This window comes from Klebsiella sp. F11, from assembly GCF_056712265.1.
On the sequence record NZ_CM160060.1, the window covers coordinates 4,003,352 to 4,029,338 of the forward strand.

General features: G+C 57.4%; 28 protein-coding genes. 23 read left to right on the forward strand and 5 right to left on the reverse strand.

Features of this window, described 5'->3' with window-relative positions; translation table 11 throughout:
• Positions 1-76: 76 nt before the first annotated feature.
• The 8 genes from AC1M2H_RS19820 to AC1M2H_RS19855 all read left to right on the forward strand — a co-directional run bounded on the left by AC1M2H_RS19820 (position 77) and on the right by AC1M2H_RS19855 (position 7,720).
• Positions 77-1,123: a PhoH family protein gene (locus tag AC1M2H_RS19820; RefSeq protein WP_480148716.1), complete on the forward strand. Its 1,047-nt coding sequence runs from the start codon at positions 77-79 to the stop codon at positions 1,121-1,123.
• A complete protein-coding gene (gene ybeY, locus AC1M2H_RS19825) occupies positions 1,120-1,587 on the forward strand; it encodes an rRNA maturation RNase YbeY (RefSeq protein WP_041144593.1) in 468 nt (155 codons plus the stop codon). The genes AC1M2H_RS19820 and ybeY overlap by 4 nt, the downstream gene beginning before the upstream one ends.
• A gap of 98 nt (positions 1,588-1,685) precedes the next feature.
• A complete protein-coding gene (gene corC / locus AC1M2H_RS19830; RefSeq protein WP_095095048.1) occupies positions 1,686-2,564 on the forward strand; it encodes a CNNM family magnesium/cobalt transport protein CorC in 879 nt (292 codons plus the stop codon).
• A 22-nt stretch (positions 2,565-2,586) separates the two neighbouring features.
• Positions 2,587-4,125, forward strand: a complete 1,539-nt coding sequence (gene lnt, locus AC1M2H_RS19835; RefSeq protein WP_480148717.1) for an apolipoprotein N-acyltransferase — start codon at positions 2,587-2,589, stop codon at positions 4,123-4,125.
• Between the two features lie 377 nt (positions 4,126-4,502).
• Positions 4,503-5,414 (forward strand): glutamate/aspartate ABC transporter substrate-binding protein, encoded by a 912-nt coding sequence (locus tag AC1M2H_RS19840; protein WP_480148718.1) that lies wholly within the window; start codon positions 4,503-4,505, stop codon positions 5,412-5,414.
• A 163-nt stretch (positions 5,415-5,577) separates the two neighbouring features.
• Positions 5,578-6,318, forward strand: coding sequence for an amino acid ABC transporter permease (locus tag AC1M2H_RS19845; RefSeq protein WP_480148719.1), 741 nt, complete (start codon positions 5,578-5,580; stop codon positions 6,316-6,318).
• Between the two features lie 2 nt (positions 6,319-6,320).
• The gene (gene gltK / locus AC1M2H_RS19850; RefSeq protein WP_426812692.1) at positions 6,321-6,995 is read left to right on the forward strand and encodes a glutamate/aspartate ABC transporter permease GltK; all 675 of its coding nucleotides are present in this window, start codon (positions 6,321-6,323) and stop codon (positions 6,993-6,995) included.
• Entirely contained in the window at positions 6,995-7,720 is a 726-nt protein-coding gene (locus AC1M2H_RS19855; RefSeq protein WP_045854468.1) for an amino acid ABC transporter ATP-binding protein, read from the forward strand. Before gltK ends, AC1M2H_RS19855 begins: the two co-directional genes overlap by 1 nt.
• A 60-nt stretch (positions 7,721-7,780) precedes the next feature.
• Here the strand turns inward: AC1M2H_RS19855 and AC1M2H_RS19860 are convergent, their stop codons facing one another.
• On the reverse strand, positions 7,781-8,263 hold the full coding sequence (locus tag AC1M2H_RS19860) for a zinc ribbon-containing protein (protein WP_426815523.1): 483 nt from the start codon (positions 8,261-8,263) through the stop codon (positions 7,781-7,783).
• Positions 8,264-8,488: 225 nt separating this feature from the next.
• On the opposite strand from AC1M2H_RS19860, the gene leuS reads away from it, so the two are divergent.
• The 14 genes from leuS to lipA all read left to right on the forward strand — a co-directional run bounded on the left by leuS (position 8,489) and on the right by lipA (position 23,126).
• On the forward strand, positions 8,489-11,071 hold the full coding sequence (gene leuS, locus AC1M2H_RS19865; protein ID WP_480148720.1) for a leucine--tRNA ligase: 2,583 nt from the start codon (positions 8,489-8,491) through the stop codon (positions 11,069-11,071).
• A gap of 14 nt (positions 11,072-11,085) precedes the next feature.
• On the forward strand, positions 11,086-11,661 hold the full coding sequence (gene lptE / locus AC1M2H_RS19870) for an LPS assembly lipoprotein LptE (RefSeq protein ID WP_480148721.1): 576 nt from the start codon (positions 11,086-11,088) through the stop codon (positions 11,659-11,661).
• Positions 11,661-12,692 carry a DNA polymerase III subunit delta gene (gene holA / locus AC1M2H_RS19875; protein ID WP_480148722.1) on the forward strand — a complete coding sequence of 344 codons (1,032 nt, stop codon included), beginning with the start codon at positions 11,661-11,663 and terminating at the stop codon, positions 12,690-12,692. Before lptE ends, holA begins: the two co-directional genes overlap by 1 nt.
• On the forward strand, positions 12,685-13,335 hold the full coding sequence (gene nadD, locus AC1M2H_RS19880) for a nicotinate-nucleotide adenylyltransferase (RefSeq protein ID WP_480148723.1): 651 nt from the start codon (positions 12,685-12,687) through the stop codon (positions 13,333-13,335). Before holA ends, nadD begins: the two co-directional genes overlap by 8 nt.
• Before the next feature lie 54 nt (positions 13,336-13,389).
• Positions 13,390-14,019: an adenosylcobalamin/alpha-ribazole phosphatase gene (locus AC1M2H_RS19885; protein WP_480148724.1), complete on the forward strand. Its 630-nt coding sequence runs from the start codon at positions 13,390-13,392 to the stop codon at positions 14,017-14,019.
• A 209-nt stretch (positions 14,020-14,228) separates the two neighbouring features.
• Entirely contained in the window at positions 14,229-14,546 is a 318-nt protein-coding gene (gene rsfS, locus AC1M2H_RS19890; protein WP_004859547.1) for a ribosome silencing factor, read from the forward strand.
• A 3-nt stretch (positions 14,547-14,549) separates the two neighbouring features.
• Positions 14,550-15,017, forward strand: coding sequence for a 23S rRNA (pseudouridine(1915)-N(3))-methyltransferase RlmH (gene rlmH, locus AC1M2H_RS19895; RefSeq protein WP_041144581.1), 468 nt, complete (start codon positions 14,550-14,552; stop codon positions 15,015-15,017).
• Positions 15,018-15,044: 27 nt separating this feature from the next.
• Positions 15,045-16,946 carry a peptidoglycan DD-transpeptidase MrdA gene (mrdA, locus tag AC1M2H_RS19900; protein ID WP_480148725.1) on the forward strand — a complete coding sequence of 634 codons (1,902 nt, stop codon included), beginning with the start codon at positions 15,045-15,047 and terminating at the stop codon, positions 16,944-16,946.
• Positions 16,946-18,058: a peptidoglycan glycosyltransferase MrdB gene (gene mrdB / locus AC1M2H_RS19905; protein ID WP_464414824.1), complete on the forward strand. Its 1,113-nt coding sequence runs from the start codon at positions 16,946-16,948 to the stop codon at positions 18,056-18,058. Before mrdA ends, mrdB begins: the two co-directional genes overlap by 1 nt.
• A gap of 11 nt (positions 18,059-18,069) precedes the next feature.
• Positions 18,070-19,197, forward strand: coding sequence for an endolytic peptidoglycan transglycosylase RlpA (rlpA, locus tag AC1M2H_RS19910; RefSeq protein WP_480148726.1), 1,128 nt, complete (start codon positions 18,070-18,072; stop codon positions 19,195-19,197).
• A 143-nt stretch (positions 19,198-19,340) separates the two neighbouring features.
• Positions 19,341-20,540: a D-alanyl-D-alanine carboxypeptidase DacA gene (dacA, locus tag AC1M2H_RS19915; RefSeq protein ID WP_480148727.1), complete on the forward strand. Its 1,200-nt coding sequence runs from the start codon at positions 19,341-19,343 to the stop codon at positions 20,538-20,540.
• Positions 20,541-20,654: 114 nt separating this feature from the next.
• Positions 20,655-20,918: a DUF493 family protein YbeD gene (gene ybeD, locus AC1M2H_RS19920; protein WP_004859527.1), complete on the forward strand. Its 264-nt coding sequence runs from the start codon at positions 20,655-20,657 to the stop codon at positions 20,916-20,918.
• Positions 20,919-21,011: 93 nt separating this feature from the next.
• Positions 21,012-21,656 carry a lipoyl(octanoyl) transferase LipB gene (lipB, locus tag AC1M2H_RS19925; RefSeq protein WP_480148728.1) on the forward strand — a complete coding sequence of 215 codons (645 nt, stop codon included), beginning with the start codon at positions 21,012-21,014 and terminating at the stop codon, positions 21,654-21,656.
• A 504-nt stretch (positions 21,657-22,160) separates the two neighbouring features.
• The gene (gene lipA / locus AC1M2H_RS19930) at positions 22,161-23,126 is read left to right on the forward strand and encodes a lipoyl synthase (RefSeq protein WP_045854456.1); all 966 of its coding nucleotides are present in this window, start codon (positions 22,161-22,163) and stop codon (positions 23,124-23,126) included.
• Between the two features lie 233 nt (positions 23,127-23,359).
• Here the strand turns inward: lipA and tatE are convergent, their stop codons facing one another.
• Both tatE and AC1M2H_RS19940 read right to left on the reverse strand, forming a co-directional pair.
• A complete protein-coding gene (gene tatE, locus AC1M2H_RS19935; protein WP_076944924.1) occupies positions 23,360-23,563 on the reverse strand; it encodes a twin-arginine translocase subunit TatE in 204 nt (67 codons plus the stop codon).
• Positions 23,564-23,690: 127 nt separating this feature from the next.
• Positions 23,691-24,479 carry a deaminated glutathione amidase gene (locus AC1M2H_RS19940; RefSeq protein ID WP_480148729.1) on the reverse strand — a complete coding sequence of 263 codons (789 nt, stop codon included), beginning with the start codon at positions 24,477-24,479 and terminating at the stop codon, positions 23,691-23,693.
• Positions 24,480-24,569: 90 nt separating this feature from the next.
• Between AC1M2H_RS19940 and crcB the strand changes: the two genes are divergently transcribed.
• Positions 24,570-24,953 carry a fluoride efflux transporter CrcB gene (crcB, locus tag AC1M2H_RS19945; RefSeq protein WP_480148730.1) on the forward strand — a complete coding sequence of 128 codons (384 nt, stop codon included), beginning with the start codon at positions 24,570-24,572 and terminating at the stop codon, positions 24,951-24,953.
• A gap of 57 nt (positions 24,954-25,010) precedes the next feature.
• Here the strand turns inward: crcB and cspE are convergent, their stop codons facing one another.
• Together cspE and pagP are read right to left on the reverse strand one after the other, a co-directional pair.
• A complete protein-coding gene (gene cspE, locus AC1M2H_RS19950) occupies positions 25,011-25,220 on the reverse strand; it encodes a transcription antiterminator/RNA stability regulator CspE (protein ID WP_004859511.1) in 210 nt (69 codons plus the stop codon).
• A 194-nt stretch (positions 25,221-25,414) separates the two neighbouring features.
• On the reverse strand, positions 25,415-25,924 hold the full coding sequence (gene pagP / locus AC1M2H_RS19955) for a lipid IV(A) palmitoyltransferase PagP (protein WP_480148731.1): 510 nt from the start codon (positions 25,922-25,924) through the stop codon (positions 25,415-25,417).
• Between the last annotated feature and the right edge of the window lie 63 nt (positions 25,925-25,987).

The following is a 25,987-nucleotide window of genomic DNA, read 5'->3' on the forward strand; positions in this document are numbered from 1 at the left end:
CTTACCCGCCGGGGTAACGCCTGCAAAGCGGGCATACCCGTTTACCGCCCGGCAAAACGCAGAAAAGAGGAACAGCTTGAACACAGAAACTCGCGAAATCACCCTGGAACCAGCGGACAACGCACGCCTGCTTGGGCTGTGCGGCCCGTTTGACGACAATATCAAACAGCTTGAGCGCCGGCTGGGCATCGAAATCAACCGCCGTGACAACCACTTTAAGCTGACCGGACGCCCAATCTGCGTCAACGCGGCGGCGGATATTCTGCGCAGCCTGTACGTCGATACCGCCCCGATGCGCGGGCAGATTAACGATATCGAGCCGGAGCAGATTCACCTCGCCATCAAAGAGGCCCGCGTGCTGGAGCAGAGCGCCGAGAGCGTTCCGGAGTACGGTAAGGCGATTAATATCAAGACCAAGCGCGGCGTGATTAAGCCTCGTACGCCGAACCAGGCGCAGTACGTCGCCAATATCCTCGACCACGATATTACCTTCGGCGTCGGCCCCGCCGGGACCGGGAAAACCTATCTGGCGGTTGCCGCCGCGGTCGATGCGCTTGAACGTCAGGACGTGCGTCGTATTCTGCTGACCCGTCCCGCCGTTGAGGCCGGGGAGAAGCTGGGCTTCCTGCCGGGAGATCTGAGCCAGAAGGTCGATCCCTACCTGCGTCCGCTGTACGACGCGCTGTTCGAAATGATGGGCTTTGAGAAAGTTGAGAAGCTGATCGAGCGCAACGTGATTGAGGTCGCGCCGCTGGCCTATATGCGCGGCCGCACGCTGAACGACGCCTTTATCATTCTCGATGAGAGCCAGAACACCACCATCGAACAGATGAAAATGTTCCTGACCCGCATCGGCTTTAACTCTAAAGCGGTGATCACCGGCGACGTCACCCAGATTGACCTGCCGCGCAATACCAAATCCGGCCTGCGTCACGCCATCGAAGTGCTGGCGGAAGTCGATGAAATCAGCTTCAACTTCTTCAATAGCGAAGACGTGGTGCGCCACCCGGTGGTTGCCCGTATCGTCAACGCCTATGAAGCGTGGGAAGAAGCGGATCAAAAACGTAAAGCAGAACTGGCCGCCGAGCGCAAACGCGAAGCCCAGGAACAGGAGCAGAAATGAGTCAGGTCATTCTCGATTTACAGCTGGCTTGCGAAGAGAACGGCGGGCTGCCGGATGAGGCGCAGTTTCAGCGCTGGCTGGATGCCGTGATCCCCCAGTTCCAGGAGGAGTCGGAAGTGACCGTACGCCTGGTCGACGAAGCCGAGAGCCACGAGCTAAACCTGACCTATCGCGGCAAGGATAAGCCAACCAACGTGCTGTCGTTCCCCTTCGAAGCGCCGCCGGGTATCGAGCTGCCGCTGCTCGGCGATTTGATCATCTGCCGCCAGGTGGTTGAGCAGGAAGCGAAAGAGCAGGAAAAACCGCTGGAAGCGCACTGGGCGCATATGGTGATTCACGGCAGTCTGCACCTGCTGGGCTATGACCATATCGTTGATGAAGAAGCGGAAGAGATGGAAAGCCTCGAAACAGAGATAATGCTTGCTCTGGGCTATGAGGATCCGTACATTGCCGAGAAGGAATAACCTGCCGCCGGCTTTGCCGGCGACTGGCCGCTATGCCGGGCGCTGAGTATACGCGCGACGGGCGACGATTTAACTAACATGAGAACCCACACGACGCCATGAGCGACGACAACTCACACAGTAGTGACACAGTAAACAGCAAAAAGGGATTCTTCTCCCTGTTACTCAGCCAGCTCTTTCACGGAGAACCCAAAAACCGTGATGAACTGCTGGCGCTGATCCGTGATTCCGGGCAAAACGACCTTATCGACGAAGATACCCGCGATATGCTCGAAGGGGTAATGGATATCGCCGACCAGCGCGTCCGCGACATTATGATCCCCCGCTCGCAGATGATTACCCTGAAACGCAACCAGACCCTGGACGAGTGCCTCGATGTCATCATCGAATCCGCCCACTCGCGTTTCCCGGTGATCAGCGAAGACAAAGATCACATCGAAGGGATTCTGATGGCTAAAGATCTGCTGCCGTTTATGCGCAGCGACTCCGAAGCCTTCAGCATGGAAAAAGTGTTGCGCCCGGCGGTTGTCGTGCCTGAAAGCAAGCGCGTTGACCGCATGCTGAAAGAGTTCCGCTCCCAGCGTTATCATATGGCGATCGTTATCGATGAGTTTGGCGGCGTCTCCGGTCTGGTGACCATTGAAGACATCCTCGAGCTTATCGTCGGCGAGATCGAAGACGAATACGATGAAGAAGAAGATATCGATTTTCGTCAGCTGAGCCGCCACACCTGGACGGTCCGCGCGCTGGCCTCCATTGAGGACTTCAACGAAGCCTACGGCACCCACTTCAGCGATGAAGAAGTTGATACCATTGGCGGATTGGTGATGCAGGCCTTTGGCCATCTGCCGGCTCGCGGCGAATCTATCGACATTGATGGTTACCAATTCAAGGTCGCAATGGCCGATAGCCGACGTATTATCCAGGTACATGTCAAACTTCCTGACGACGCGCCGCAGCCGAAGCTGGAAGACTAATCACACGGGACGATTAACCTAAATGGTATTTGCCTCTCTTCTTGAACGCCAGCGCGTACGTCTGCTGCTGGCGTTATTATTCGGAGCCAGCGGAACGCTGGCTTTTTCTCCTTATGACATCTGGCCCGCGGCGATTATTTCGCTCATCGGCCTGCAGGGCTTAACCCTTAACCGTCGCCCTTTGCAAAGTACCTGGATTGGCTTCTTCTGGGGCATGGGGCTGTTCGGTTCGGGGATTAACTGGGTCTACGTCAGCATCGCGCAGTTTGGCGGCATGCCTTGCCCGGTCAACGTGTTCCTCGTGGTGCTGCTGGCGGCGTACATGTCGCTGTACACCGGGCTGTTCGCCGGCCTGCTCTCCCGCCTGTGGCCGAAAACCAGCTGGCTGCGCGTCGCCATCGCCGCGCCGGTAGTCTGGCAAATCACCGAATTCCTGCGCGGCTGGGTGCTGACCGGCTTCCCATGGCTGCAGTTCGGCTACAGCCAGATTGACGGCCCGCTGAAGGGCCTGGCCCCGATCGTGGGCGTCGAGGCGATTAACTTCCTGCTGATGGTGGTCAGCGGTCTGCTGGCCTTGGCCGCGGTCCGGCGCAGCTGGAAACCGCTGATCATCGCCGCGCTGCTCTTCGCCCTGCCCTTCCCGCTGCGCTACATTCAGTGGTATCAGCTGCAGCCGGAGCGCGCGACCGAAGTGTCGCTGGTGCAGGGGAATATTCCACAGGCCCTGAAGTGGGATGAAAAACAGCTGTTCAACACGCTGAAGACCTATATGGACCTGACCCAGCCGCATATGGGCTCATCCCAGCTGATTATCTGGCCCGAATCCGCCATTCCGGATCTGGAGATCAACCAGCAGAATTTCCTCACCATGATGGATGATCTGCTGCGGTCGAAAAACAGTTCGCTGGTCACCGGCATCGTCGATGCGCGGCTGAACAAGCAGAATCGGTACGACACCTACAACACCATTATTACGCTGGGCAAGGATAACCCTTATAGCTACAACTCCACCGATCGCTATAACAAGAACCATCTGGTTCCGTTTGGCGAGTTTGTGCCTCTGGAATCGATTCTGCGCCCGCTGGCGCCGTTCTTCGATCTGCCGATGTCCTCCTTCAGCCGCGGCCCATACGTTCAACCGCAGCTGGTGGCGCACAACCTGAAGCTGACCGCCGCCATCTGCTACGAGATCATCCTCGGCGAGCAGGTGCGCGATAATTTCCGTCCGGATACCGACTTCCTGTTGACCATCTCCAACGACGCCTGGTTTGGCAAGTCGATAGGCCCGTGGCAGCACTTCCAGATGGCGCGCATGCGCGCGCTGGAGCTGGCGCGTCCGCTGCTGCGCAGCACCAATAACGGCATTACCGCCGTCATCGGCCCGCGGGGTGAAATTCAGGACACAATCCCGCAGTTCACCCGCGCCGTGTTAACCACAAAGGTGACTCCGACTACGGGCCTGACCCCCTACGCCCGTACCGGCAACTGGCCGCTGTGGGCGCTGACCGCGCTGTTTGGCTTTGGCGCTCTGCTGATGAGCCTGCGCCAGCGCCGTCGCTAATCTCCGCTTCGCGAGCCCTCTCCGCTGTGCCCCGGTGATGCCTGTCGCCGGGGAATTCTCCCTTACCTGTCCAACCTGGCACGTTCATTGCTTAATACATTGACGTCGCGACGTTATGGCTGCTGGTACAACCGGGCTGCACCACAGGCAGACCTTTCGCGCGTCATTTTGGTGCAATGGATGATTTTTGCCTTTAAATGGTGCGGAGCGCTTCGCAAAAATAAACAATATCACAGCAAAATCTTTACATTAAGCCAAACTAAATGCTAACAAACACATACAAACGCTGCACTTAAAGGCGGCAGCGATAATAAAGCTCACACACCACCACAATGGGCATCAATGGCGTCCCTGGCGCTGCGGATAAGGAGTTGGATATGCAATTACGTAAACTGGCCACAGCAATGCTGGTCATGGGTATGACCGCTGGCCTGGCGCACGCGGAAGATGCCGCACCGGCTACAGGCCAGAGCACTCTGGATAAAATTGCCAAAAACGGCGTGATCGTCGTTGGCCATCGTGAATCTTCCGTACCGTTCTCCTATTACGATAACCAGCAGCAGGTCGTCGGCTACTCGCAGGATTACTCCAACGCCATTGTCGATGCGATCAAGAAAAAGCTGAACAAGCCTGACCTGCAGGTAAAACTGATTCCGGTGACCTCGCAGAACCGTATTCCGCTGCTGCAAAACGGGACCTACGATTTCGAATGCGGCTCCACCACCAACAACCTGGAACGGCAGAAACAGGCGGCTTTCTCTGACACCATTTTCGTCGTCGGCACCCGTCTGCTGGCGAAAAAAGGCGGCGCGATCAAAGACTTTGCTGACCTGAAAGATAAAGCCGTCGTCGTTACCTCCGGGACCACCTCAGAAATTCTGCTGCATAAGCTGAACGATGAGAAAAAAATGAATATGCGCATCATCAGCGCCAAGGATCACGGCGACTCCTTCCGTACTCTGGAAAGCGGCCGCGCGGTGGCCTTTATGATGGATGACGCGCTGCTGGCCGGCGAACGCGCCAAGGCCAAGAAACCGGACAACTGGGAAATCATCGGCACGCCGCAGTCCAAAGAAGCCTACGGCTGTATGCTGCGTAAAGACGACCCGCAGTTCAAAACTCTGATAGACGACACCGTCGCCAGGGCGCAGACCTCTGGCGAAGCGGAAAAATGGTTCGACAAGTGGTTCAAAAACCCAATCCCGCCGAAGAACCTGAACATGAACTTCGAACTCTCTGAAGATATGAAGGCGCTGTTCAAATCACCGAATGACAAGGCTCTTAACTAATTAAAACAACAAGGGGCAGGATAGCCTGCCCTCCCGATTGTTGTCGCAGCACGGACAGACTATACGCTGGCTGGTCGTTCCCCAGCCGCCGTGAATACCGAAGTACGCTGGGCAAGGATCTTCGAGGGTAGCGCTGCTACCCTTTTTTTTCCAGGAGTCATTTATGTCAATAGACTGGAACTGGGGGATATTCCTGCAACAGGCCCCGTTCGGCAATACCACCTATCTGGGCTGGCTATGGAGCGGCTTCCAGGTCACCGTCGCCCTGTCAGTTACCGCCTGGGTTATCGCTTTTCTCGTCGGCTCGCTGTTCGGTATTTTACGTACCGTCCCGAATCGGCTGCTATCCGGCATCGGCACCTGCTACGTCGAATTGTTCCGCAACGTTCCGCTGATCGTGCAGTTCTTTACCTGGTACCTGGTGGTACCGGAGCTGCTGCCGGAAAATATCGGCATGTGGTTTAAATCCGAGCTCGATCCCAATATTCAGTTCTTCCTCTCCTCGATGATGTGCCTGGGACTGTTTACCGCCGCGCGCGTTTGTGAGCAGGTGCGCGCGGCGATCCAGTCGCTGCCGCGCGGGCAGAAAAATGCCGGGCTGGCAATGGGCCTCACCCTGCCGCAAACCTATCGCTACGTGCTGCTGCCCAACGCCTATCGGGTGATCGTTCCGCCGATGACCTCGGAAATGATGAACCTGGTAAAAAACTCGGCCATCGCCTCCACCATCGGTCTGGCGGATATGGCGGCGCAGGCGGGCAAGCTGCTGGATTACTCCGCCCACGCCTGGGAGTCGTTTACCGCCATTACCCTCGCCTATGTGTTCATTAACGCGGTGATTATGCTGATTATGTATGTGGTTGAGCGCAAAGTTCGCCTGCCGGGCAATATGGGGGGCAAATAACAATGTACGATTTTGACTGGAGTTCCATCTTACCATCCATGCCGTATCTGCTGGCGGGGCTGGTTATCACCCTAAAAATCACCGTTATCGCCATCGTTATCGGTATTGTCTGGGGCACCCTGCTGGCGGTCATGCGTCTGTCGAGCTTTTTACCGCTGGCGTGGTTCGCCAAAACCTACGTTAACGTCTTCCGCTCCATTCCGCTGGTGATGGTGCTGCTGTGGTTTTATCTGATTGTTCCCGGCTTTTTACAGAACGTGCTTGGCCTGTCGCCGAAGACCGATATCCGACTCATTTCGGCGATGATTGCGTTCTCTATGTTTGAAGCGGCGTACTATTCGGAAATTATCCGCGCGGGCATCCAGAGTATCTCCCGCGGGCAGTCCAGCGCCGCGCTGGCGCTGGGGATGACCCACTGGCAGTCGATGAAGCTGATTATTCTGCCGCAGGCCTTCCGCGCGATGGTGCCGCTGCTGTTAACCCAGGGGATCGTCCTGTTCCAGGATACCTCGCTGGTCTATGTTCTGAGCCTGGCAGATTTCTTCCGCACCGCCTCGACGATCGGCGAGCGTGACGGAACCCAGGTCGAAATGGTCCTGTTCGCAGGCGCCGTTTATTTTGTCATTAGTCTCAGCGCATCGCTGTTGGTCAGCTGGTTGAAGAAAAGGACTGTGTAATGATTACCCTGAAAAACGTTTCAAAATGGTATGGTCACTTTCAGGTGCTGACCGACTGCTCCACGGAAGTGAAAAAAGGTGAAGTGGTGGTGGTTTGCGGGCCGTCCGGCTCGGGAAAATCCACGCTGATTAAAACCGTTAACGGCCTGGAGCCGATTCAACAGGGCGAGATAACCGTTGACGGCACTCAGGTAAACGATAAAAAAACCAACCTCGCGAAGCTGCGCTCCCGGGTCGGGATGGTATTCCAGCACTTTGAGCTGTTTCCGCATCTGTCGATTATCGACAACCTGACGCTGGCGCAGGTCAAAGTGCTCAACCGCGATAAAGCCGCTTCCCGCGCTAAGGGCCTGAAGCTGCTGGAGCGCGTGGGGCTCTCCGCCCATGCGGAAAAATATCCGGCGCAGCTTTCAGGCGGCCAGCAGCAGCGCGTGGCCATCGCCCGCGCGCTGTGCATGGATCCGATTGCCATGCTGTTTGACGAACCGACGTCGGCGCTGGATCCGGAGATGATCAACGAAGTGCTGGACGTCATGGTCGAACTGGCAAACGAAGGGATGACCATGATGGTGGTGACCCACGAAATGGGCTTCGCGCGCAAGGTTGCCAACCGGGTGATCTTTATGGATGAAGGGAAGATCGTCGAAGATGCCGATAAAGAAGCATTTTTCGCCAACCCGCAGTCCGAGCGCGCCAAGGACTTCCTCGCCAAAATCCTCCACTAACGCTCAAGGCGCGCACGGGCTCGTGCGCGCGCTGTTCAGGATCATGCTCAACGCGGAATATTAAGGTTCAAACGGCCGGCGCTGGAACTGATCGTGGCCGCACTTCGGGCAGCGCGGCAGCACGTCCGGGGTGTAAACCGCCAGATGATGGTGGCACTTCTCGCACACCAGATTGCCCAGCCCAACCACCTCGCCGCTGTGGTAGACGCCGTGGTGATTAAGGTCCTGAAACACCTCGCGCCACTCGAGCTGAGTTTTATCCGTAATATCGGCCAGCTCCTGCCACAGGCTCTCCTTTATAACCCGCATAAATACGCTGTCCGTCAGCTCGTCCTGGCTCTCCTCGTAGCTGCGGGCAAACTCTTCCAGATCGCGCCTTACCGCCTGAGTCAGCGTCTCCACTTCGCGATGCGTTAACTCACCGGACTGGCTGATTTTCACCCGCGCCTGCTCCACCAGCGCGTCTATATCACGCTCTCCGCTGCGTAACCGTTCGCTGAGCGTTGACACCAGCTCGCGGTAGAATTGAGCAACCTTGTTCATCATTTCGCCTCCAGTGTGGTTAACTTATTCTAATAATAGACGTTATCTGCCGGCTGCTTTGCCATTCAGGCCACAGAGTCGCTAAATATTCTGCGCCGCTTTTGCCGATGTTAATGTGCGAAAGGCTGTTTTGACGTGGGCGTTTGGGCTATGCTATGCCGATCTGAAATAACACATCCATTGGCTACATTTGTAGCTGTATTGAAAACAGGACCACTGGCTGCCATGCAAGAGCAATACCGCCCGGAAGAGATAGAATCGAAAGTCCAGCTTCACTGGGACGATAATCGTACATTTGAAGTCACTGAAGACGAGAGCAAAGAGAAATATTACTGCCTGTCGATGCTACCTTATCCTTCTGGCCGACTACACATGGGCCACGTGCGTAACTACACCATCGGCGATGTGATCGCCCGCTACCAGCGCATGCTCGGCAAAAACGTCCTGCAGCCCATCGGCTGGGATGCGTTCGGCCTGCCGGCAGAAGGCGCGGCGGTGAAAAACAATACGGCGCCGGCGCCGTGGACCTATGACAACATCGCCTACATGAAAAACCAGCTGAAAAAGCTGGGCTTCGGCTACGACTGGAGCCGTGAAGTGGCGACCTGCACCCCGGAATACTACCGCTGGGAGCAGAAGTTCTTCACCGAACTGTATAAAAAAGGTCTGGTATATAAGAAAACCTCCGCGGTGAACTGGTGCCCTAACGACCAGACCGTGCTCGCCAACGAACAGGTTATCGACGGCTGCTGCTGGCGCTGCGATACCAAAGTTGAGCGCAAAGAGATCCCGCAGTGGTTTATCAAAATTACCGCCTACGCCGACGAACTGCTGAGAGATCTGGATAACCTGGATCACTGGCCGGATACCGTTAAGACCATGCAGCGCAACTGGATCGGCCGTTCTGAAGGGGCCGAAATCTCCTTCAACGTCAACGACTACGCCGACAAGCTGACCGTCTACACCACCCGTCCCGATACCTTTATGGGCTGCACCTACCTGGCCGTAGCCGTGGGCCACCCGCTGGCACAGCAGGCGGCGGCCGGTAACCCGGCGCTGGCAGCGTTTATCGACGAATGCCGCAACACCAAAGTCGCGGAAGCTGAAATGGCGACGATGGAGAAAAAAGGCGTCGACACCGGCTTTAAAGCGATTCATCCGCTGACCGGCGAAGAAATTCCGGTATGGGCGGCCAACTTCGTGCTGATGGAGTACGGTACCGGCGCGGTGATGGCGGTTCCGGGCCACGACCAGCGCGACTACGAGTTTGCCAGCAAATACGGCCTCAACATCAAGCCGGTTATCCTCGCGGCGGACGGCTCTGAGCCAGATCTGTCCGAACAGGCGCTGACGGAAAAAGGCGTGCTGTTTAATTCCGGCGAGTTCAGCGGCCTGAGCTTTGAAGCGGGCTTCAACGCCATCGCCGACAAGCTGGCGGCAATGGGCGTCGGCGAGCGTAAAGTGAACTACCGTCTGCGCGACTGGGGCGTTTCCCGTCAGCGCTACTGGGGCGCGCCGATCCCGATGGTCACCCTCGAAGACGGCACCGTTATGCCGACACCGGAAGATCAGCTGCCGGTTATTCTGCCGGAAGACGTGGTCATGGACGGCATCACCAGCCCGATTAAAGCCGACCCGGAGTGGGCCAAAACCACCGTTAACGGCCAGCCTGCGCTGCGTGAAACCGACACCTTTGATACCTTTATGGAATCCTCCTGGTACTACGCGCGCTACACCTGCCCGCAGTACGACCAGGGCATGCTGGATCCGCAAGCGGCAAACTACTGGCTGCCGGTTGATATTTACATCGGCGGCATCGAACATGCGATCATGCACCTGCTCTACTTCCGCTTCTTCCACAAGCTGATGCGCGACGCGGGCATGGTTAACTCTGACGAGCCGGCTAAGCAGCTGCTGTGCCAGGGTATGGTGCTGGCAGACGCCTTCTACTACCTCGGCGAAAACGGCGAGCGCAACTGGGTCTCCCCGGTTGATGCCACCGTCGAGCGCGATGAGAAAGGCCGTATCGTCAAAGCCTTCGATCCGCAGGGCCGCGAGCTGGTGTATACCGGCATGAGCAAAATGTCCAAGTCGAAGAACAACGGCATCGACCCGCAGGTGATGGTTGAGCGCTACGGCGCGGATACCGTGCGTCTGTTCATGATGTTCGCCTCTCCGGCGGATATGACTCTTGAATGGCAGGAGTCCGGCGTTGAAGGGGCAAACCGCTTCCTCAAGCGCGTCTGGAAGCTGGTCTACGAGCACACGACTCAGGGCCCGGCTATCGCCCTCGACGCTGCCAGCCTGAGCGAAGATCAGCAGGCGCTGCGCCGCGACGTGCACAAAACCATTGCTAAAGTTACCGATGATATCGGCCGTCGTCAGACCTTCAACACCGCGATCGCGGCGATCATGGAGCTGATGAACAAGCTGGCGAAAGCCCCGCAGGAAGGCGAGCAGGATCGCGCGCTGATGCGTGAAGCGCTGCTGGCGGTAGTGCGTATGCTTAACCCGTTCACCCCGCACGCGAGCTTCACCTTATGGCAGGAGCTGGGCGGCGAAGGCGATATCGACAGCGCGCCGTGGCCGGTCGCCGACGACAGCGCAATGGTGGAAAATACCACTCTGGTCGTCGTCCAGGTTAATGGTAAGGTTCGTGGTAAAATTACCGTACCGGTCGATGCCACCGAAGATCAGGTCCGCGCCCGCGCGGGTCAGGAACATCTGGTCGCGAAGTATCTTGACGGCGTCACCGTACGTAAAGTGATCTACGTTCCGGGCAAACTGCTCAATCTGGTCGTTGGCTAAGCGCAGGAGGAAGCGTGCGATATCTGGCAACATTGTTGTTATCTCTGGCGGTGTTAATCACCGCCGGATGCGGCTGGCACCTGCGCAGTACTACCCAGGTCCCAACCGCAATGAAAACCATGATCTTCCAGTCGGGCGATCCGAACGGGCCGTTGAGCCGTTCGGTGCGTAACCAGCTGCGCCTCAACGGGGTTGAACTGCTCGATGGCAGCACGCTGCGTAAGGATGTTGCTTCTCTGCGTCTGGAATCATCGTCTATTCAGAAAGATACGGCCTCCATTTTCCAAGACGGACGTACCGCTGAGTATCAGATGGTGATGACGGTTCACGCCAGCGTGCTGATCCCGGGTCATGATATCTATCCGATCACGACGAAAGTCTACCGCTCGTTCTTCGATAACCCGCAGGCGGCGTTAGCGAAAGATGCCGAGCAGGATATGATTATCCAGGAGATGTACGACAAAGCGGCGGAGCAGCTGATTCGTAAGCTGCCAAGCGTCCACGTTGCGGATGTCGAAGCCACGAAAGAGGAGGAGAACGCCGCCACCTCAACCTCTGGCAATCGCGTCTCCACCACGCTGGGTAACTGATGATTCGGCTGTACCCTGAACAACTCCGCGCGCAGCTTACCGAAGGGCTGCGCGCGGCCTATTTACTGCTGGGCAGCGATCCTCTGCTGCTGCAGGAAAGCCAGGATGCGATTCGCGAAGCCGCTACGCCCCAGGGCTTTACCGAACACCACACCGCGACCCTCGATGCCAGTACCGACTGGCCCGCCCTCTTCTCGCTGAGCCAGGCCATGAGCCTGTTCGCCAGCCGTCAAACGCTGCTTCTCGTCCTGCCGGAAAACGGCCCCAATGCGGCCATTAACGAACAGCTGGCGACGCTTATCGGCATGCTGCATGACGATTTGCTGCTGATAGTGCGCGGCAATAAGCTGACCAAAGCCCAGGAGAACGCCGGATGGGTCACCGCCCTCGCCAGCCGCGCGGTGCAGGTAAGCTGTCAGACGCCGGAACATGCGCAGCTCCCACGCTGGCTGGCGGCGCGGGCCAAACAGCATAATCTGCAGCTTGACGACGCCGCCAGCCAGCTGCTGTGCTACTGCTACGAAGGCAACCTGCTGGCGCTGTCGCAGGCGCTGGAGCGCCTGTCCCTGCTGTGGCCGGACGGCAAGCTCACGCTGCCGCGCGTCGAGCAGGCGGTAAACGATGCCGCCCACTTTACGCCGTATCACTGGGTCGATGCGCTGCTGGCGGGCAAAAGCAAGCGCGTGCTGCATATTCTGCAGCAGCTCAGGCTTGAAGGCAGCGAACCCGCAATCCTGCTGCGCACGCTGCAGCGAGAACTGCTGCTGCTGGTAAACCTGAAGCGCCAGTCGGCCCATACGCCGCTGCGCGCGCTGTTCGATAAGCATCGCGTGTGGCAAAACCGCCGGCCGCTGTTAACCGACGCGCTCACCCGCCTGGGTAGCGACCAGCTGCGCCAGGCCGTCACTCTGCTGACCCGCACGGAGCTCACCTTCAAGCAGGATTACGGAACCAGCATCTGGCCCGAATTAGAGAGCCTTTCTTTATTGTTCTGCCACAAAGCGCTGGCGGACGTGTTTATCGATGGTTGATATGGCTCAGCTGCAGGCAATGTACGGCGGTACCTTCGATCCGGTGCACTACGGCCACCTCAAACCGGTCGAGATTCTGGCAAATCAGATAGGCCTGGCGAAGGTGATTATTGTGCCTAACAACGTGCCGCCGCATCGCCCCCAGCCGGAGGCAACCAGCGCCCAGCGCAGGCATATGCTCGAACTGGCTATCGCCGATAAGCCGCTGTTCGTGCTCGACGATCGCGAGCTGCAGCGCCAGACGCCCTCGTATTCGGCGCAAACGCTGCGGGAGTGGCGTCAGGATCAGGGGCCGAAGCCGTCGCTGGCATTTATCATCGGCCAGGACTCCTTGCTCACCTTCCCGACCTGGCACGACTACGCCAGCATTCTGGATAACGTGCACCTGATCGTCTGCCGCCGTCCGGGCTACCCGCTGACGATGAAGCGCCCGGAGGATCAGCGCTGGCTCGATAAACACTTAACGCACGATGTCGAGCAGCTGCACCGCCGCCCCGCCGGGGCTATCTATCTGGCGGAAACGCCGTGGTTTGATATTTCAGCCACCCTCATTCGCCAGCGCCTTGAGCAGGGCGAATCCTGTGCCGATATGCTGCCGGCCGCCGTCCTGGACTATATTCATCAGCAAAAGCTCTATTGCTAACCCTCAGCGCGAATGCCCGACCGGCGTTCCCTTTTCGGCTCAGTGAGGATAATCATGAGATTATGGTTAGTTCGTCATGGCGAAACCCAGGCTAACGCCGCCGGTCTGTACAGCGGACGGGCCCCCACCCCCCTGACCGAACGCGGCGAGGCCCAGGCCGCCAGGCTTGGCCAGCAGCTGCGGGCGGTGGCGTTTGACCGCGTCCTTTGCAGCGAGCTTGAGCGCACGCAGCACACCGCCAGCCTGCTGCTGGGCGACAGGACAATTCCCCGCGAGATTGTTCCCAACCTCAACGAGATGTTCTTCGGCGACTGGGAAATGCGCCACCATCGCGATTTACAGCATGAAGATGCGGAAAACTATGCCGCCTGGTGCGCGGACTGGCAGCACGCGGCGCCCACCAACGGCGAAAGTTTTCAGAATTTTGCCCGACGGGTCGCGGCATTTCGCGAGGAGCTGGCGCAGTATCAGCATCTTGACCATCTGCTCATCGTCGGCCATCAGGGCGTGCTTAGCCTGTTAACCGCCCTGCTGCTGGCGATGCCGGCGGCGACTATGTGGCGCTTCCCCATCGCGCAAGGCGCGTGGAGCATGCTCGATCTGCGTGCAGATTTCACCACCCTGCGGGTACTAAATAGCCGGGCCGTCTGGCGGGCGGAAGAAGAATTCAGCCCAGACCATTGACAGGTCGGAGCAGGCTGCTATTCTCCGCAGCCTGAAGGTATCCGCCATACAGATGTTTTACAAAAATGGCGATGCAATCAGCGGCGATGGATGGGATGATAGCCGCCTCCAGCGCCCGTTGGCAGACATTTATCCCGACTTTTTTATGAGTTCAGGTATACTGCCGGGCTGTTTGTTATTATCACTCTTCACTCACCCAGGGGGAACTCTTGCAGGGTAAAGCACTCCAGGATTTTGTTATCGACAAAATTGATGACCTGAAAGGTCAGGACATCGTCGCCATTGACGTTCATGGCAAATCCAGCATTACAGATTGCATGATTATTTGCACCGGCACGTCTACGCGCCACGTCATGTCCATCGCCGACCATGTGGTACAAGAGTCCCGCGCCGCCGGCATGCTGCCGCTGGGCGTAGAAGGCGAAAGCGCTGCCGACTGGATTGTTGTCGACCTTGGCGACGTCATGGTTCACGTCATGCAGGAAGAGAGCCGTCGTCTGTACGAGCTGGAAAAACTCTGGAGTTAATGCGTGAAGCTGCAGCTGGTGGCCGTTGGCACCAAAATGCCGGACTGGGTTCAGACCGGCTTTAGTGAATATCTGCGTCGTTTTCCAAAAGATATGCCGTTCGAGCTGTTGGAAATCCCCGCCGGTAAGCGCGGTAAAAATGCCGATATCAAGCGCATTCTCGAAAAAGAAGGGGAGATGATGCTGGCGGCGGCGGGTAAAAACCGCATCGTGACCCTGGATATTCCGGGGAAGCCGTGGGATACGCCGCAGGTGGCGCGCGAGCTGGAGCGCTGGAAGCAGGATGGCCGCGACGTCAGCCTGCTGATCGGCGGCCCGGAGGGGCTCTCTCCGGCGTGTAAAGCCGCGGCGGAACAGAGCTGGTCGCTCTCTACCCTGACCCTGCCTCACCCGCTGGTGCGCGTACTGGTTGCGGAGAGCCTGTATCGGGCGTGGAGTATTACAACCAACCACCCTTACCACCGTGAATAATGATGACCAGGGTAGACTAAGCAGCGAATGAAATTACAGAATTCTTTCCGCGACTATACGGCTGAATCCTCGCTTTTTGTGCGCCGGGCGCTGGTCGCTTTTTTGGGGATTTTGCTGTTTTCCGGCATACTGGTTGCCAATCTTTATAACGTACAGATAGTCCGCTACACGGACTATCAGACGCGCTCGAACGAAAACCGCATCAAGCTGGTTCCCATCCCGCCAAGCCGCGGCATTATCTATGACCGTAACGGCACGCCCCTGGCGCTGAACCGCACCATCTATCAGCTGGAAATGATGCCGGAAAAAGTCGATAACGTGCAGCAGACGCTGGACGGGCTGCGTGACGTCATTGACCTGACGGATGACGACATCGCCGGGTTTAAAAAGGAGCGCGCGCGTTCCCATCGCTTCACCTCTATTCCGGTCAAGGTTAACCTGACGGAAGTGCAGGTTGCCCGTTTCGCGGTCAACCAGTACCGCTTTCCCGGCGTCGAAGTTAAAGGCTATAAGCGCCGATATTATCCCTACAACTCCGCCCTCACCCACGTTATCGGCTATGTCTCAAAAATTAACGATAAAGACGTCGATCGCCTGGATAAAGAGGGCAAGCTGGCGAACTACGCTTCAACCCACGATATCGGCAAGCTGGGTATCGAACGCTACTATGAAGACGTCCTGCACGGGCAGACCGGCTACGAAGAGGTTGAGGTCAACAACCGCGGCCGCGTCATTCGCCAGCTCAAAGAAGTACCGCCGCAGGCCGGGCGCGATATCTATTTAACCCTCGATCTCAAGCTGCAGCAGTATATTGAAACGCTGCTGGCCGGCAGCCGCGCCGCGGTGGTGGTCACCGATCCGCGCACCGGCAGCGTTCTGGCGCTGGTTTCCACCCCGAGCTACGATCCGAATCTGTTCGTCGACGGCATCTCCAGCAAGGACTACTCCGGGCTGCTAAACGATCCTAATACGCCGTTGGTCAACCGCGCCACCCAGGGGGTCTATCCGCCGGCCTCGACGGTGAAACCTTACGTCGCCGTTTCGGCGCTGAGTGCCAACGTTATTACCCGCAACACCAGCCTGTTCGATCCCGGCTGGTGGCAGCTGCCCGGCTCCGATAAACGCTATCGCGACTGGAAAAAGTGGGGCCACGGGCACCTGAATGTGACCAAAGCGCTGGAAGAGTCCGCGGATACCTATTTCTATCAGGTGGCCTACGATATGGGCATCGACCGCCTGTCGGAATGGATGAACAAGTTCGGCTACGGCAACTATACCGGCATCGATCTGTCGGAAGAGCGCTCCGGGAATATGCCCACCCGCGAATGGAAGCTGAAGCGCTTTAAAAAACCCTGGTATCAGGGGGACACCATTCCGGTCGGTATCGGCCAGGGCTACTGGACCGCCACGCCAATTCAGATGAACAAGGCGCTGATGATCCTGATTAACGACGGCGTGGTAAAAGTGCCGCATCTGCTGCAAAGCACCGTCGAAGACGGCAAGCAGGTGCCGTGGGTTCAGCCGCACGAGCCGCCGGTCGGCGATATTCACTCCGGTTTTTGGGAGATAGCCAAAGACGGCATGTTCGGCGTCGCCAACCGCGGCAACGGCACCGCGCATAAGTACTTCGCCAGCGCGCCTTATAAAATCGCGGCGAAATCCGGTACGGCACAGGTATTCGGCCTGAAGGCCAATGAAACCTATAACGCGCACAGAATCGCTGAGCGCCTGCGTGACCATAAGCTCATGACGGCGTTTGCGCCTTACAACAACCCCCAGGTTGCCGTGGCGATCATTCTCGAGAACGGCGGCGCGGGTCCGGCGGTCGGTACGATTATGCGCCAGATTCTCGATCACATTATGCTGGGCGATAACAACACGAATCTGCCGAGCGAAAATCCGGCGGTGACGGCGGGGGAGGATCAATAATGACCGATAATCCAAACAAAAGATCGCTATGGGATAAAATCCATCTCGATCCCACCATGGTGCTGATACTGCTGGCGCTGCTGACCTACAGCGCGCTGGTTATCTGGAGCGCGAGCGGCCAGGATATCGGGATGATGGAACGTAAAATTGGCCAGATCGCGATGGGCATCGTGATTATGATCGTCATGGCGCAAATCCCGCCGCGCGTGTATGAAGGCTGGGCGCCCTATCTCTATATCTTCTGTATTATCCTGCTGGTGGCGGTAGATGCCTTCGGCGCGATCTCGAAAGGCGCCCAGCGCTGGTTGGATCTCGGCGTGGTGCGCTTTCAACCCTCGGAAATCGCCAAAATCGCCGTTCCGCTGATGGTGGCGCGCTTTATTAACCGCGACGTCTGCCCGCCCTCGCTGAAAAATACCGCCATTGCGCTGGTGCTGATTTTCCTGCCGACCCTGCTGGTTGCGGCGCAGCCTGACCTCGGGACCTCTATCCTTATCGCCCTCTCCGGCCTGTTTGTGCTGTTCCTTTCCGGGCTGAGCTGGCGCCTTATAGGCGTAGCGGTGGTGCTGGTCGCCGCCTTTATCCCTATTCTGTGGTTCTTCCTGATGCACGACTACCAGCGTCAGCGCGTGATGATGCTGCTCGATCCGGAAACCGACCCGCTGGGCGCCGGCTATCACATTATTCAGTCTAAAATTGCTATTGGCTCCGGCGGATTGCGCGGCAAAGGCTGGCTGCACGGCACCCAGTCGCAGCTGGAGTTTCTGCCGGAACGCCATACCGACTTTATCTTCGCGGTCCTGGCCGAAGAGCTTGGGCTGATTGGCGTGCTGGTTCTGCTGGCGCTCTATATTCTGCTCATTATGCGCGGGCTGTGGGTTGCCGCCCAGGCGCAAACCACCTTCGGTCGGGTCATGGCCGGTGGTTTAATGTTGATTTTATTCGTTTATGTCTTCGTAAATATTGGTATGGTGAGTGGTATTTTGCCAGTGGTGGGGGTACCGTTGCCGCTGGTCAGCTACGGGGGCTCAGCCCTGATCGTCTTGATGGCCGGGTTTGGTATCGTAATGTCGATCCACACCCACAGAAAAATGTTGTCGAAAAGCGTTTAAAGGGGTTCGCAATGCGTAAGCAATGGCTGGGGATCTGCATAGCAGCGGGGCTGCTGGCGGCATGTTCGGGTGAAGACGTTCAACAAAAAACCGTCAGCACGCCGCAGCCGGCGGTTTGTAATGGCCCAAGCGTCGAAATCAGCGGCGCCGATCCGCATTATGAAGCGCCGAATCCGACGGCGAATCAGGATTACGAACGCGACGGTAAAAGCTATAAAATCGTGCAGGACCCGTCTAATTTTACCCAGACTGGCCTGGCGGCGATTTATGATGCTGAGCCCAACAGCAACCTGACCGCCTCCGGTGAAGCCTTCGATCCAACCCAGCTCACCGCGGCGCATCCGACGCTGCCCATTCCCAGCTACGCGCGTATTACTAACGTCGCCAACGGCCGGATGATCGTGGTGCGCATTAACGATCGCGGCCCGTACGGCAACGATCGCGTGATCTCGCTTTCGCGCGCCTCCGCCGATCGCCTGAACACCTCGAACAATACCAAAGTGCGCATCGACCCGATCGTCGTCGCGCCGGACGGCTCGCTCTCGGGCCCAGGAATGGCCTGTACCACCGTCGCCAAACAAACCTATGCTTTGCCGGCGCGTCCGGATCTCGACGGCGGCAGCGGCGTCTCGACCAATCAGCCGGCGCAAACCGACGTGCGCGCCATCAGTAACTCAACGCTGAAATCCGACGATAGCGTCGGCGCGCCGGTCAACAGCGGCGGCTTCCTTGGCGCCCCTACGCCGCTGAATAACGGCGTGCTGGAAGGCAGTGAACCCGTAGCACAGCCGGCCGCGCCGGTCACCGCGCCGGGGTCCATCCAGGGTAGCGTTGCGCCAGCCGCTGCGACGACGGCGACTGCGACTGCGACTGCGGCTGTCGCCGCCTCTACCGGCTCCAGCGCGGCTGCCAGCGGCGATTATGTGGTGCAGGTTGGCGCCGTGAGCGACCAGGCCCGCGCCCGGCAGTATCAGCAGCGCCTGAGCCAGCAGTTCTCCGTTCCCGGCCGCGTGGTGCAAAACGGCGCGGTGTGGCGTATTCAGCTGGGTCCGTTCGCCAGCAAGCCGCAGGCCAGCACCGTTCAGCAGCGTCTGCAAAGCGAAGCGCAGCTGCAGTCATTTATTACTCACGCCAACTAAACGCGGCGGGCCGCCGTCCGTAGCGCATTGCGCATGACAAAATCGTTAACAAAGTCATGCGCGATGTCGGATGCCGGTCCGCAGAGCATTTGTTATAGTAGGGCACTTTTTTTAACTCCATCACGGATGCCGTTGTTCAGACCATGAAGATCTCTTTCACCGCACGTTTACTCGTTACGGCCCTCTCCGTTGCCGCGCTCTCCTCCGCAGCCCACGCCGATGACCTGAATCTCAAAACCATGATCCCAGGCGCGCCGCAGATTGACGCCGAATCCTGGATACTTATCGATTACAATTCAGGCAAAGTGCTGGCGGAAAATAACGCCGATTCCCGCCGCGATCCGGCGAGTCTGACCAAAATGATGACCAGCTACGTGATTGGTCAGGCCATGAAGGCGGGTAAGTTCAAAGAGTCTGATTTGGTCACCGTGGGCAACGACGCATGGGCCACCGGGAACCCGGTATTTAAAGGTTCCTCCCTGATGTTCCTTAAACCAGGAATGCAGGTGCCGGTTTCCCAGCTGATCCGCGGCATCAACCTGCAGTCCGGGAACGACGCCTGCGTGGCGATGGCCGACTACGTCGCCGGTAGCCAGGACGCCTTCGTCAGTCTGATGAACAGCTACGTCAACGCCCTCGGCCTGAAAAACAGCCACTTCCAGACCGTACACGGCCTCGATGCCGAAGGGCAGTTCAGCTCCGCGCGCGATATGGCGCTGATTGGCCAGGCGCTGATCCGCGACGTGCCGAACGAATACACCATCTACAAAGAAAAAGAGTTCACCTTTAACGGCATCCGCCAGCTCAACCGTAACGGGCTGCTGTGGGACAACAGCCTCAACGTCGACGGCATCAAAACCGGCCACACCGATAAAGCGGGCTATAACCTCGTCGCCTCGGCGACCGAAGGTCAGATGCGCCTGATCTCCGCCGTGATGGGGGGCCGCACCTATAAAGGTCGCGAGTCCGAGAGCAAAAAGCTGCTGACCTGGGGCTTCCGCTTCTTTGAAACCGTCAATCCGCTGAAGGCGGGCAAAGAGTTCTCTTACGAGCCGGCCTGGTTTGGCGATAGCGATCGCGCATCGCTGGGCGTCGATAAAGACGTGTACCTGACCATTCCGCGCGGCCGCATGAAGGACCTGAAGGCCAGCTACGTGCTGAGCAATACCGAGCTGCACGCGCCGCTGCAGAAAAACCAGGTTGTCGGCACCATTAACTTCCAGCTGGACGGCAAAACTATCGACCAGCGCCCGCTGGTGGTGCTGCAGGAGATCCCGGAAGGTAATTTCTTCGGCAAAATGATTGATTACATTAAATTAATGTTCCATCACTGGTTTGGTTAAAAATCGAACGCTTGAAAGTGTGATTTACATCCCCATATACTAACTATCAAAGTAACCTGATAACTCCCGCATCTTGTGGGAGTTATTATTTTTTGTCGTAACACCGGAGCTGACATGAAAACCAAACTTAACGAACTGCTTGAATTCCCTACTCCATTTACTTACAAAGTAATGGGGCAGGCGTTGCCTGAGCTGGTTGATCAGGTGGTGGAAGTGGTACAGCGCCATGCGCCTGGTGATTACTCTCCGCAGGTAAAGCCGAGCAGCAAAGGTAACTACCACTCGGTTTCTATCACCATCAACGCCACCCACATCGAACAGGTCGAAACCCTGTACGAAGAGCTGGGTAATATCGACATCGTCCGGATGGTGCTGTAACCATCCCCTTGCCCGGCCCCGCGCCGGGCAATCCCCCTCCCCGCTGTGATATACTCGCTGACTTAAATCACTTCTCTGTGCGGAGACGTTGTTTTGCAGCACAATAAAATCCTCATTCGGCAACTCGGCCTGCAGCCTTACGCCCCCGTTTCGCAGGCAATGCACGACTTTACCGACGCGCGCGATGAAACAACCCTCGACGAAATCTGGCTGGTTGAGCATCACCCGGTCTTTACCCAGGGCCAGGCGGGGAAAGCGGAGCACGTTCTGGTGGCGGGGGATATTCCGGTCATTCAAAGCGATCGCGGCGGCCAGGTGACCTATCACGGGCCGGGCCAGCAGGTGATGTACGTGCTGCTCAATCTCAAGCGCCGCAAGCTGGGCGTACGCGAGCTGGTGACGCTGCTCGAGCAGACCGTGGTCAATACCCTCGCCGAGTACGGCATTGAGTCGCACCCGCGCGCCGATGCGCCCGGGGTTTACGTCGGAGAGCAAAAGATCTGCTCGCTGGGCTTGCGCATTCGCAAAGGCTGCTCGTTCCACGGCCTGGCGCTCAATATCGCAATGGACCTCTCGCCGTTCCTGCGGATTAACCCCTGCGGCTATGCCGGAATGGAGATGGCGCAAATGCGCCAGTGGCAGCCCGAAGCGGTGCCGCAAATCGTGGCGCCGCGCCTGGTTGCCAACCTGCTGGCGCTGCTCGACAACCCGCCGCACGAGTATCTTTCCGCAGAATAAATCCGCGCGTCCCGGCTTTCCGGGGCGCCGCTTTTACGCCGGACCTTCGTTAAGCCATTCTATTTGCAATTAGCTGCCACAAACGGCGGCGGCGGCGCTGACCGCTATACCTGCGCTATTCGCTATGGCAGGAAACGCAGAGTGGAAAAAAGCTTCCGCAGCCGGGCCCCACCGAACTAACCGGCAGCCCGCATCAGCAGCGCTGGGCTACCCGCCGCTCGCGGATGAAACTATCGACATTTCAATTCATTACAACAAGCTCAGCGCCCAGGAACCGCTGCTAAATGAGGTTATTGAGACGGTTCGTCAGGCTTTTTAATCTATACCGCACGTGAGGGAAAGCATAAAACAACAACTATTTTACAATTTGCCGAACAGGTAGGCTGCTTTCTGTCCCGTATCAATGGTATACTGCCTCTCCCTAATTCAAAAATAGTTGATAAATACAACATTTACTTGAATTAATTCGCTTTCCTTCGTACTCGCAACTGGAACACGCACGCTATGAGTAAACCCATTGTGATGGAACGCGGTGTTAAGTACCGCGACGCCGATAAAATGGCCCTTATCCCGGTGAAAAACGTGGCAACTGAGCGTGAAGCTCTGCTCAGAAAACCGGAATGGATGAAAATCAAACTTCCGGCTGACTCGTCCCGTATCCAGGGTATCAAAGCAGCGATGCGTAAGAACGGTTTGCACTCCGTGTGCGAAGAAGCTTCTTGCCCAAATCTTGCGGAATGCTTCAACCACGGAACGGCAACCTTTATGATCCTCGGCGCGATCTGCACCCGCCGCTGCCCGTTCTGCGACGTCGCGCACGGTCGTCCGGTGACCCCGGATGCTAATGAACCGCAGAAGCTCGCGCAAACCATCGCCGACATGGGCCTGAAGTACGTCGTCGTCACCTCCGTCGACCGCGATGACCTTCGCGACGGCGGCGCCCAGCATTTCGCCGATTGCATCAGCGCCATCCGTGAGAAAAACCCGTCGATTAAGATTGAAACCCTGGTTCCGGACTTCCGCGGCCGTATGGATCGCGCGCTGGACATCCTCAAGGTTACGCCGCCGGACGTCTTTAACCACAACCTGGAAAACGTGCCGCGTCTCTATCGCCAGGTACGCCCGGGCGCCGATTACAACTGGTCGTTAAAGCTGCTGGAAAGCTTCAAAGAAGCGCACCCGGAGATCCCAACTAAATCGGGTCTGATGGTCGGCCTTGGCGAAACCAACGCGGAAATCGTCGAAGTTATGCGCGACCTGCGTCGCCACGGCGTCACCATGCTAACCTTAGGCCAGTATCTGCAGCCGAGCCGTCACCACCTGCCGGTACAGCGCTACGTTAGCCCGGACGAGTTCGAAGAGATGAAAGCCGAAGCAATGGCCATGGGCTTCACCCACGCCGCCTGCGGCCCGTTCGTCCGTTCGTCCTATCACGCCGATCTGCAGGCCAAAGGGATGGAAGTGAAGTAATTCCCCCTCGACCGCCGCGCGTTTCCCGCATGCGGCGGTCATCTCTCCTTGCGTTATGCCATCTTTTTGCCAACGGCGAATCCGCCGGCGTGGTTACAGTTGGTTGCATTTTTTCTGCCAATGACCTTGCAGGATACAAAAAGAGGCCGCAACGATAATCGCTGCGGCCTCTTATCCGTGCAGGCTGACGCCTGGCGGCAGCCTGCTCCCGCTGTCGGGGAGCAGGCGTTTAATTACTCTTTATGAGAGAGCTTCTGTGCCGGAGTTTCTTCTTCCGCACTGGTTTTCTTCGCGCTATCGTCATCGTTCATCGCTTTCTTAAAGCCTTTGATAGCCGAACCCAGGTCTCCACCCAGCGTACGTAGTTTTTTGGTACCAAACACTAAAATAATCAGTGCTGCGACAACCAGCAGTTTGGTAATACTAATCTCACCCATAGCTAACCTTCTTCTCTAAAACAATCTGCGAATACGCCATCATACACGCGAACAATTAACGGCTATTTGACGCGCGGACACAATAGCAATCTGTAACAAGGTGAATCAAGCTCTGTTTAAAAAAACGTCACAATAATTGCGGTGGCGCAAAGCGACGGTTCTGCAGCACCGGCAGGCGCTCGCGCACCTGGCGAAGATAATCTACGGAAACGTCGGCAAAAATCATCTGCGGCCGCTCCGCCGCGCCGGCCAGCGTCGTGCCAAGCGGGTCGATAATCCGGCTTTGGCCAATATTACGGTTGCCGCACTCGCCCGCCGCCACGATATAGCAGGTGGTATCCAGAGCGCGGGCGGCCAGCAGCGTCGCCCAGTGGTGCTCCTTCATTGGCCCTCTCACCCACGCGGTGGGGAGAACGAGGATCCCGGCGCCGCTCAGCGCGAGGCTCAACGCCAGCTCCGGAAAGCGTAAATCATAGCAGGTCATCAGGCCAACCCGAACCCCGTCGACCTCAATCAGCGCCGGGATCTGCCGGCCGGCATCAACGCGCCGCGACTCCTGTATAGTAAACGCATCATATAAGTGTAGCTTCTGGTATTGGGCAATAACCTCGCCGCGGCGTATCGCCACCAGCGTATTCGCCGCGCGTCCCTCGCCGGAAGGCACGTGAATCGTCAGAATGGTGGTTAAGCCGTTATTACGGCTCTCCTCGCGCAGCAGCCGTAAGAAGCCGCCATCCACCTCCTGCGCCGATTTAACCGATAGATCCGGGTCGTTATCGTCACGCGCCAGCAGCGCCTCGGGCAGCACCAGCAGCGACGCTCCCCGTTCAGCGGCTTCAGCCATCAGCGCTACGCAGGTTTGCGCATTCACCCGCCACTCCGGGGTGACGGCAAATTGTCCAGCAGCAACCAGCATCTTACTCTCCCGTTCGCGAATTCATAGCCAGCGACGCATTCTGCGCGCTACACTCACTCCCCACCATTAACCAAATAGCAGGGAACGAGCGTGTCACAACTACTTTTAGCCGTTTTTCTTGGCGGCGGCACCGGCAGCGTACTGCGCTGGTGGTTAGGAATGAAGTTTAACCCCATGCACCACGCCATTCCCGTTGGCACGCTAACGGCCAACCTGCTGGGCGCCTTTATCATCGGCGCCGGCCTCGCCTGGTTTAACCGGCTGACCGATATCGACCCGATGTGGAAGCTGCTCATCACCACCGGCTTTTGCGGCGGATTGACGACCTTCTCCACCTTCTCAGCGGAAGTGGTGTTCCTGCTGCAGCAGGGGCGCTTCAGCTGGGCCCTGCTCAATATTCTGGTCAACCTGCTGGGCTCCTTCGCCATGACGGCAGCGGCATTCTGGCTGTTTTCTCACGCCACCAGCCGCTAACGGCAGGCAAAAAAAAACCCGCTAAGCGCGGGTTTTCATATTCTACTGACGCGTTGCTTAGATAGCGTTTACGTTTGCAGCAGAAGGGCCTTTGGCACCGTTAGTGATTTCGAACTCTACGCGCTGACCTTCAGCCAGAGTTTTGAAACCGTTGGACTGGATTGCAGAGAAATGTACGAATACATCTTTGCTGCCATCTTCCGGAGTAATGAAACCGAATCCTTTGGACTCATTAAACCACTTAACGTTACCTTTAATCTTAGACATCAAAATTACCTTTATATGAAAAAAAGACACTGATACTGTGTCGCGGTCCAGTACATCAATTGTGGTGCCTTTTGTCCAGTCGAACTTTGCTAAAAAGTGACAAAAGTCGCTATCTTTTTTAGTGGTTGCGCTTTAGTTATTGTTTTTCCACATAACATAACGCTCAGCTCTTTTATCGCTAAGCTATTGCGGATTTAAAACTGAAAGCGGGCCCAGGCAAAGTAAACGTTACCGTTGTTATAGGTGCCGGGGATATAGGTCATCTGGAACGTCGCCGGGCCGTAGCCGATAGACGCCAGCGGCAGTACCAGCGGCAGCGGAATATAGTGCCAGTTGTCGCGCGCGGTCACCCCAAGCGTATAGCCGAGCCCAAGGTGAAAGTTATCGTCGGCGAGCGGACGCCAGGTTTTCTCCCAGCCGTAGCCGGCGATGGGTTCCCATTTGTTATATGAGTCCTTAAACGCCATCGCGTACAGGCCGTGCCAGTTGCCCTTATCATCCCAGCGCGACACGCCGAAACCCGCCCCCCAGGGACGCTCGTTGTACCGGTCGGTTTTCTCTTTGTCATAGGCAAAGCGGGCGTGCCAGGTGATCGCGGGAACATACAGGTCGTAGTGTTCCGGCTCCTGCCAGGTCTCTGCAACGTTATCGCTTAAGGTGTTATAGCCGTCGCGAAGCGTCGAGCTGAATGAGGCATTTGCCATCCCGCCAGAGAGTAGCAGGCCGGAAAAACTGAGCAAAAACGGTACAACACAACGTAGTCTTAA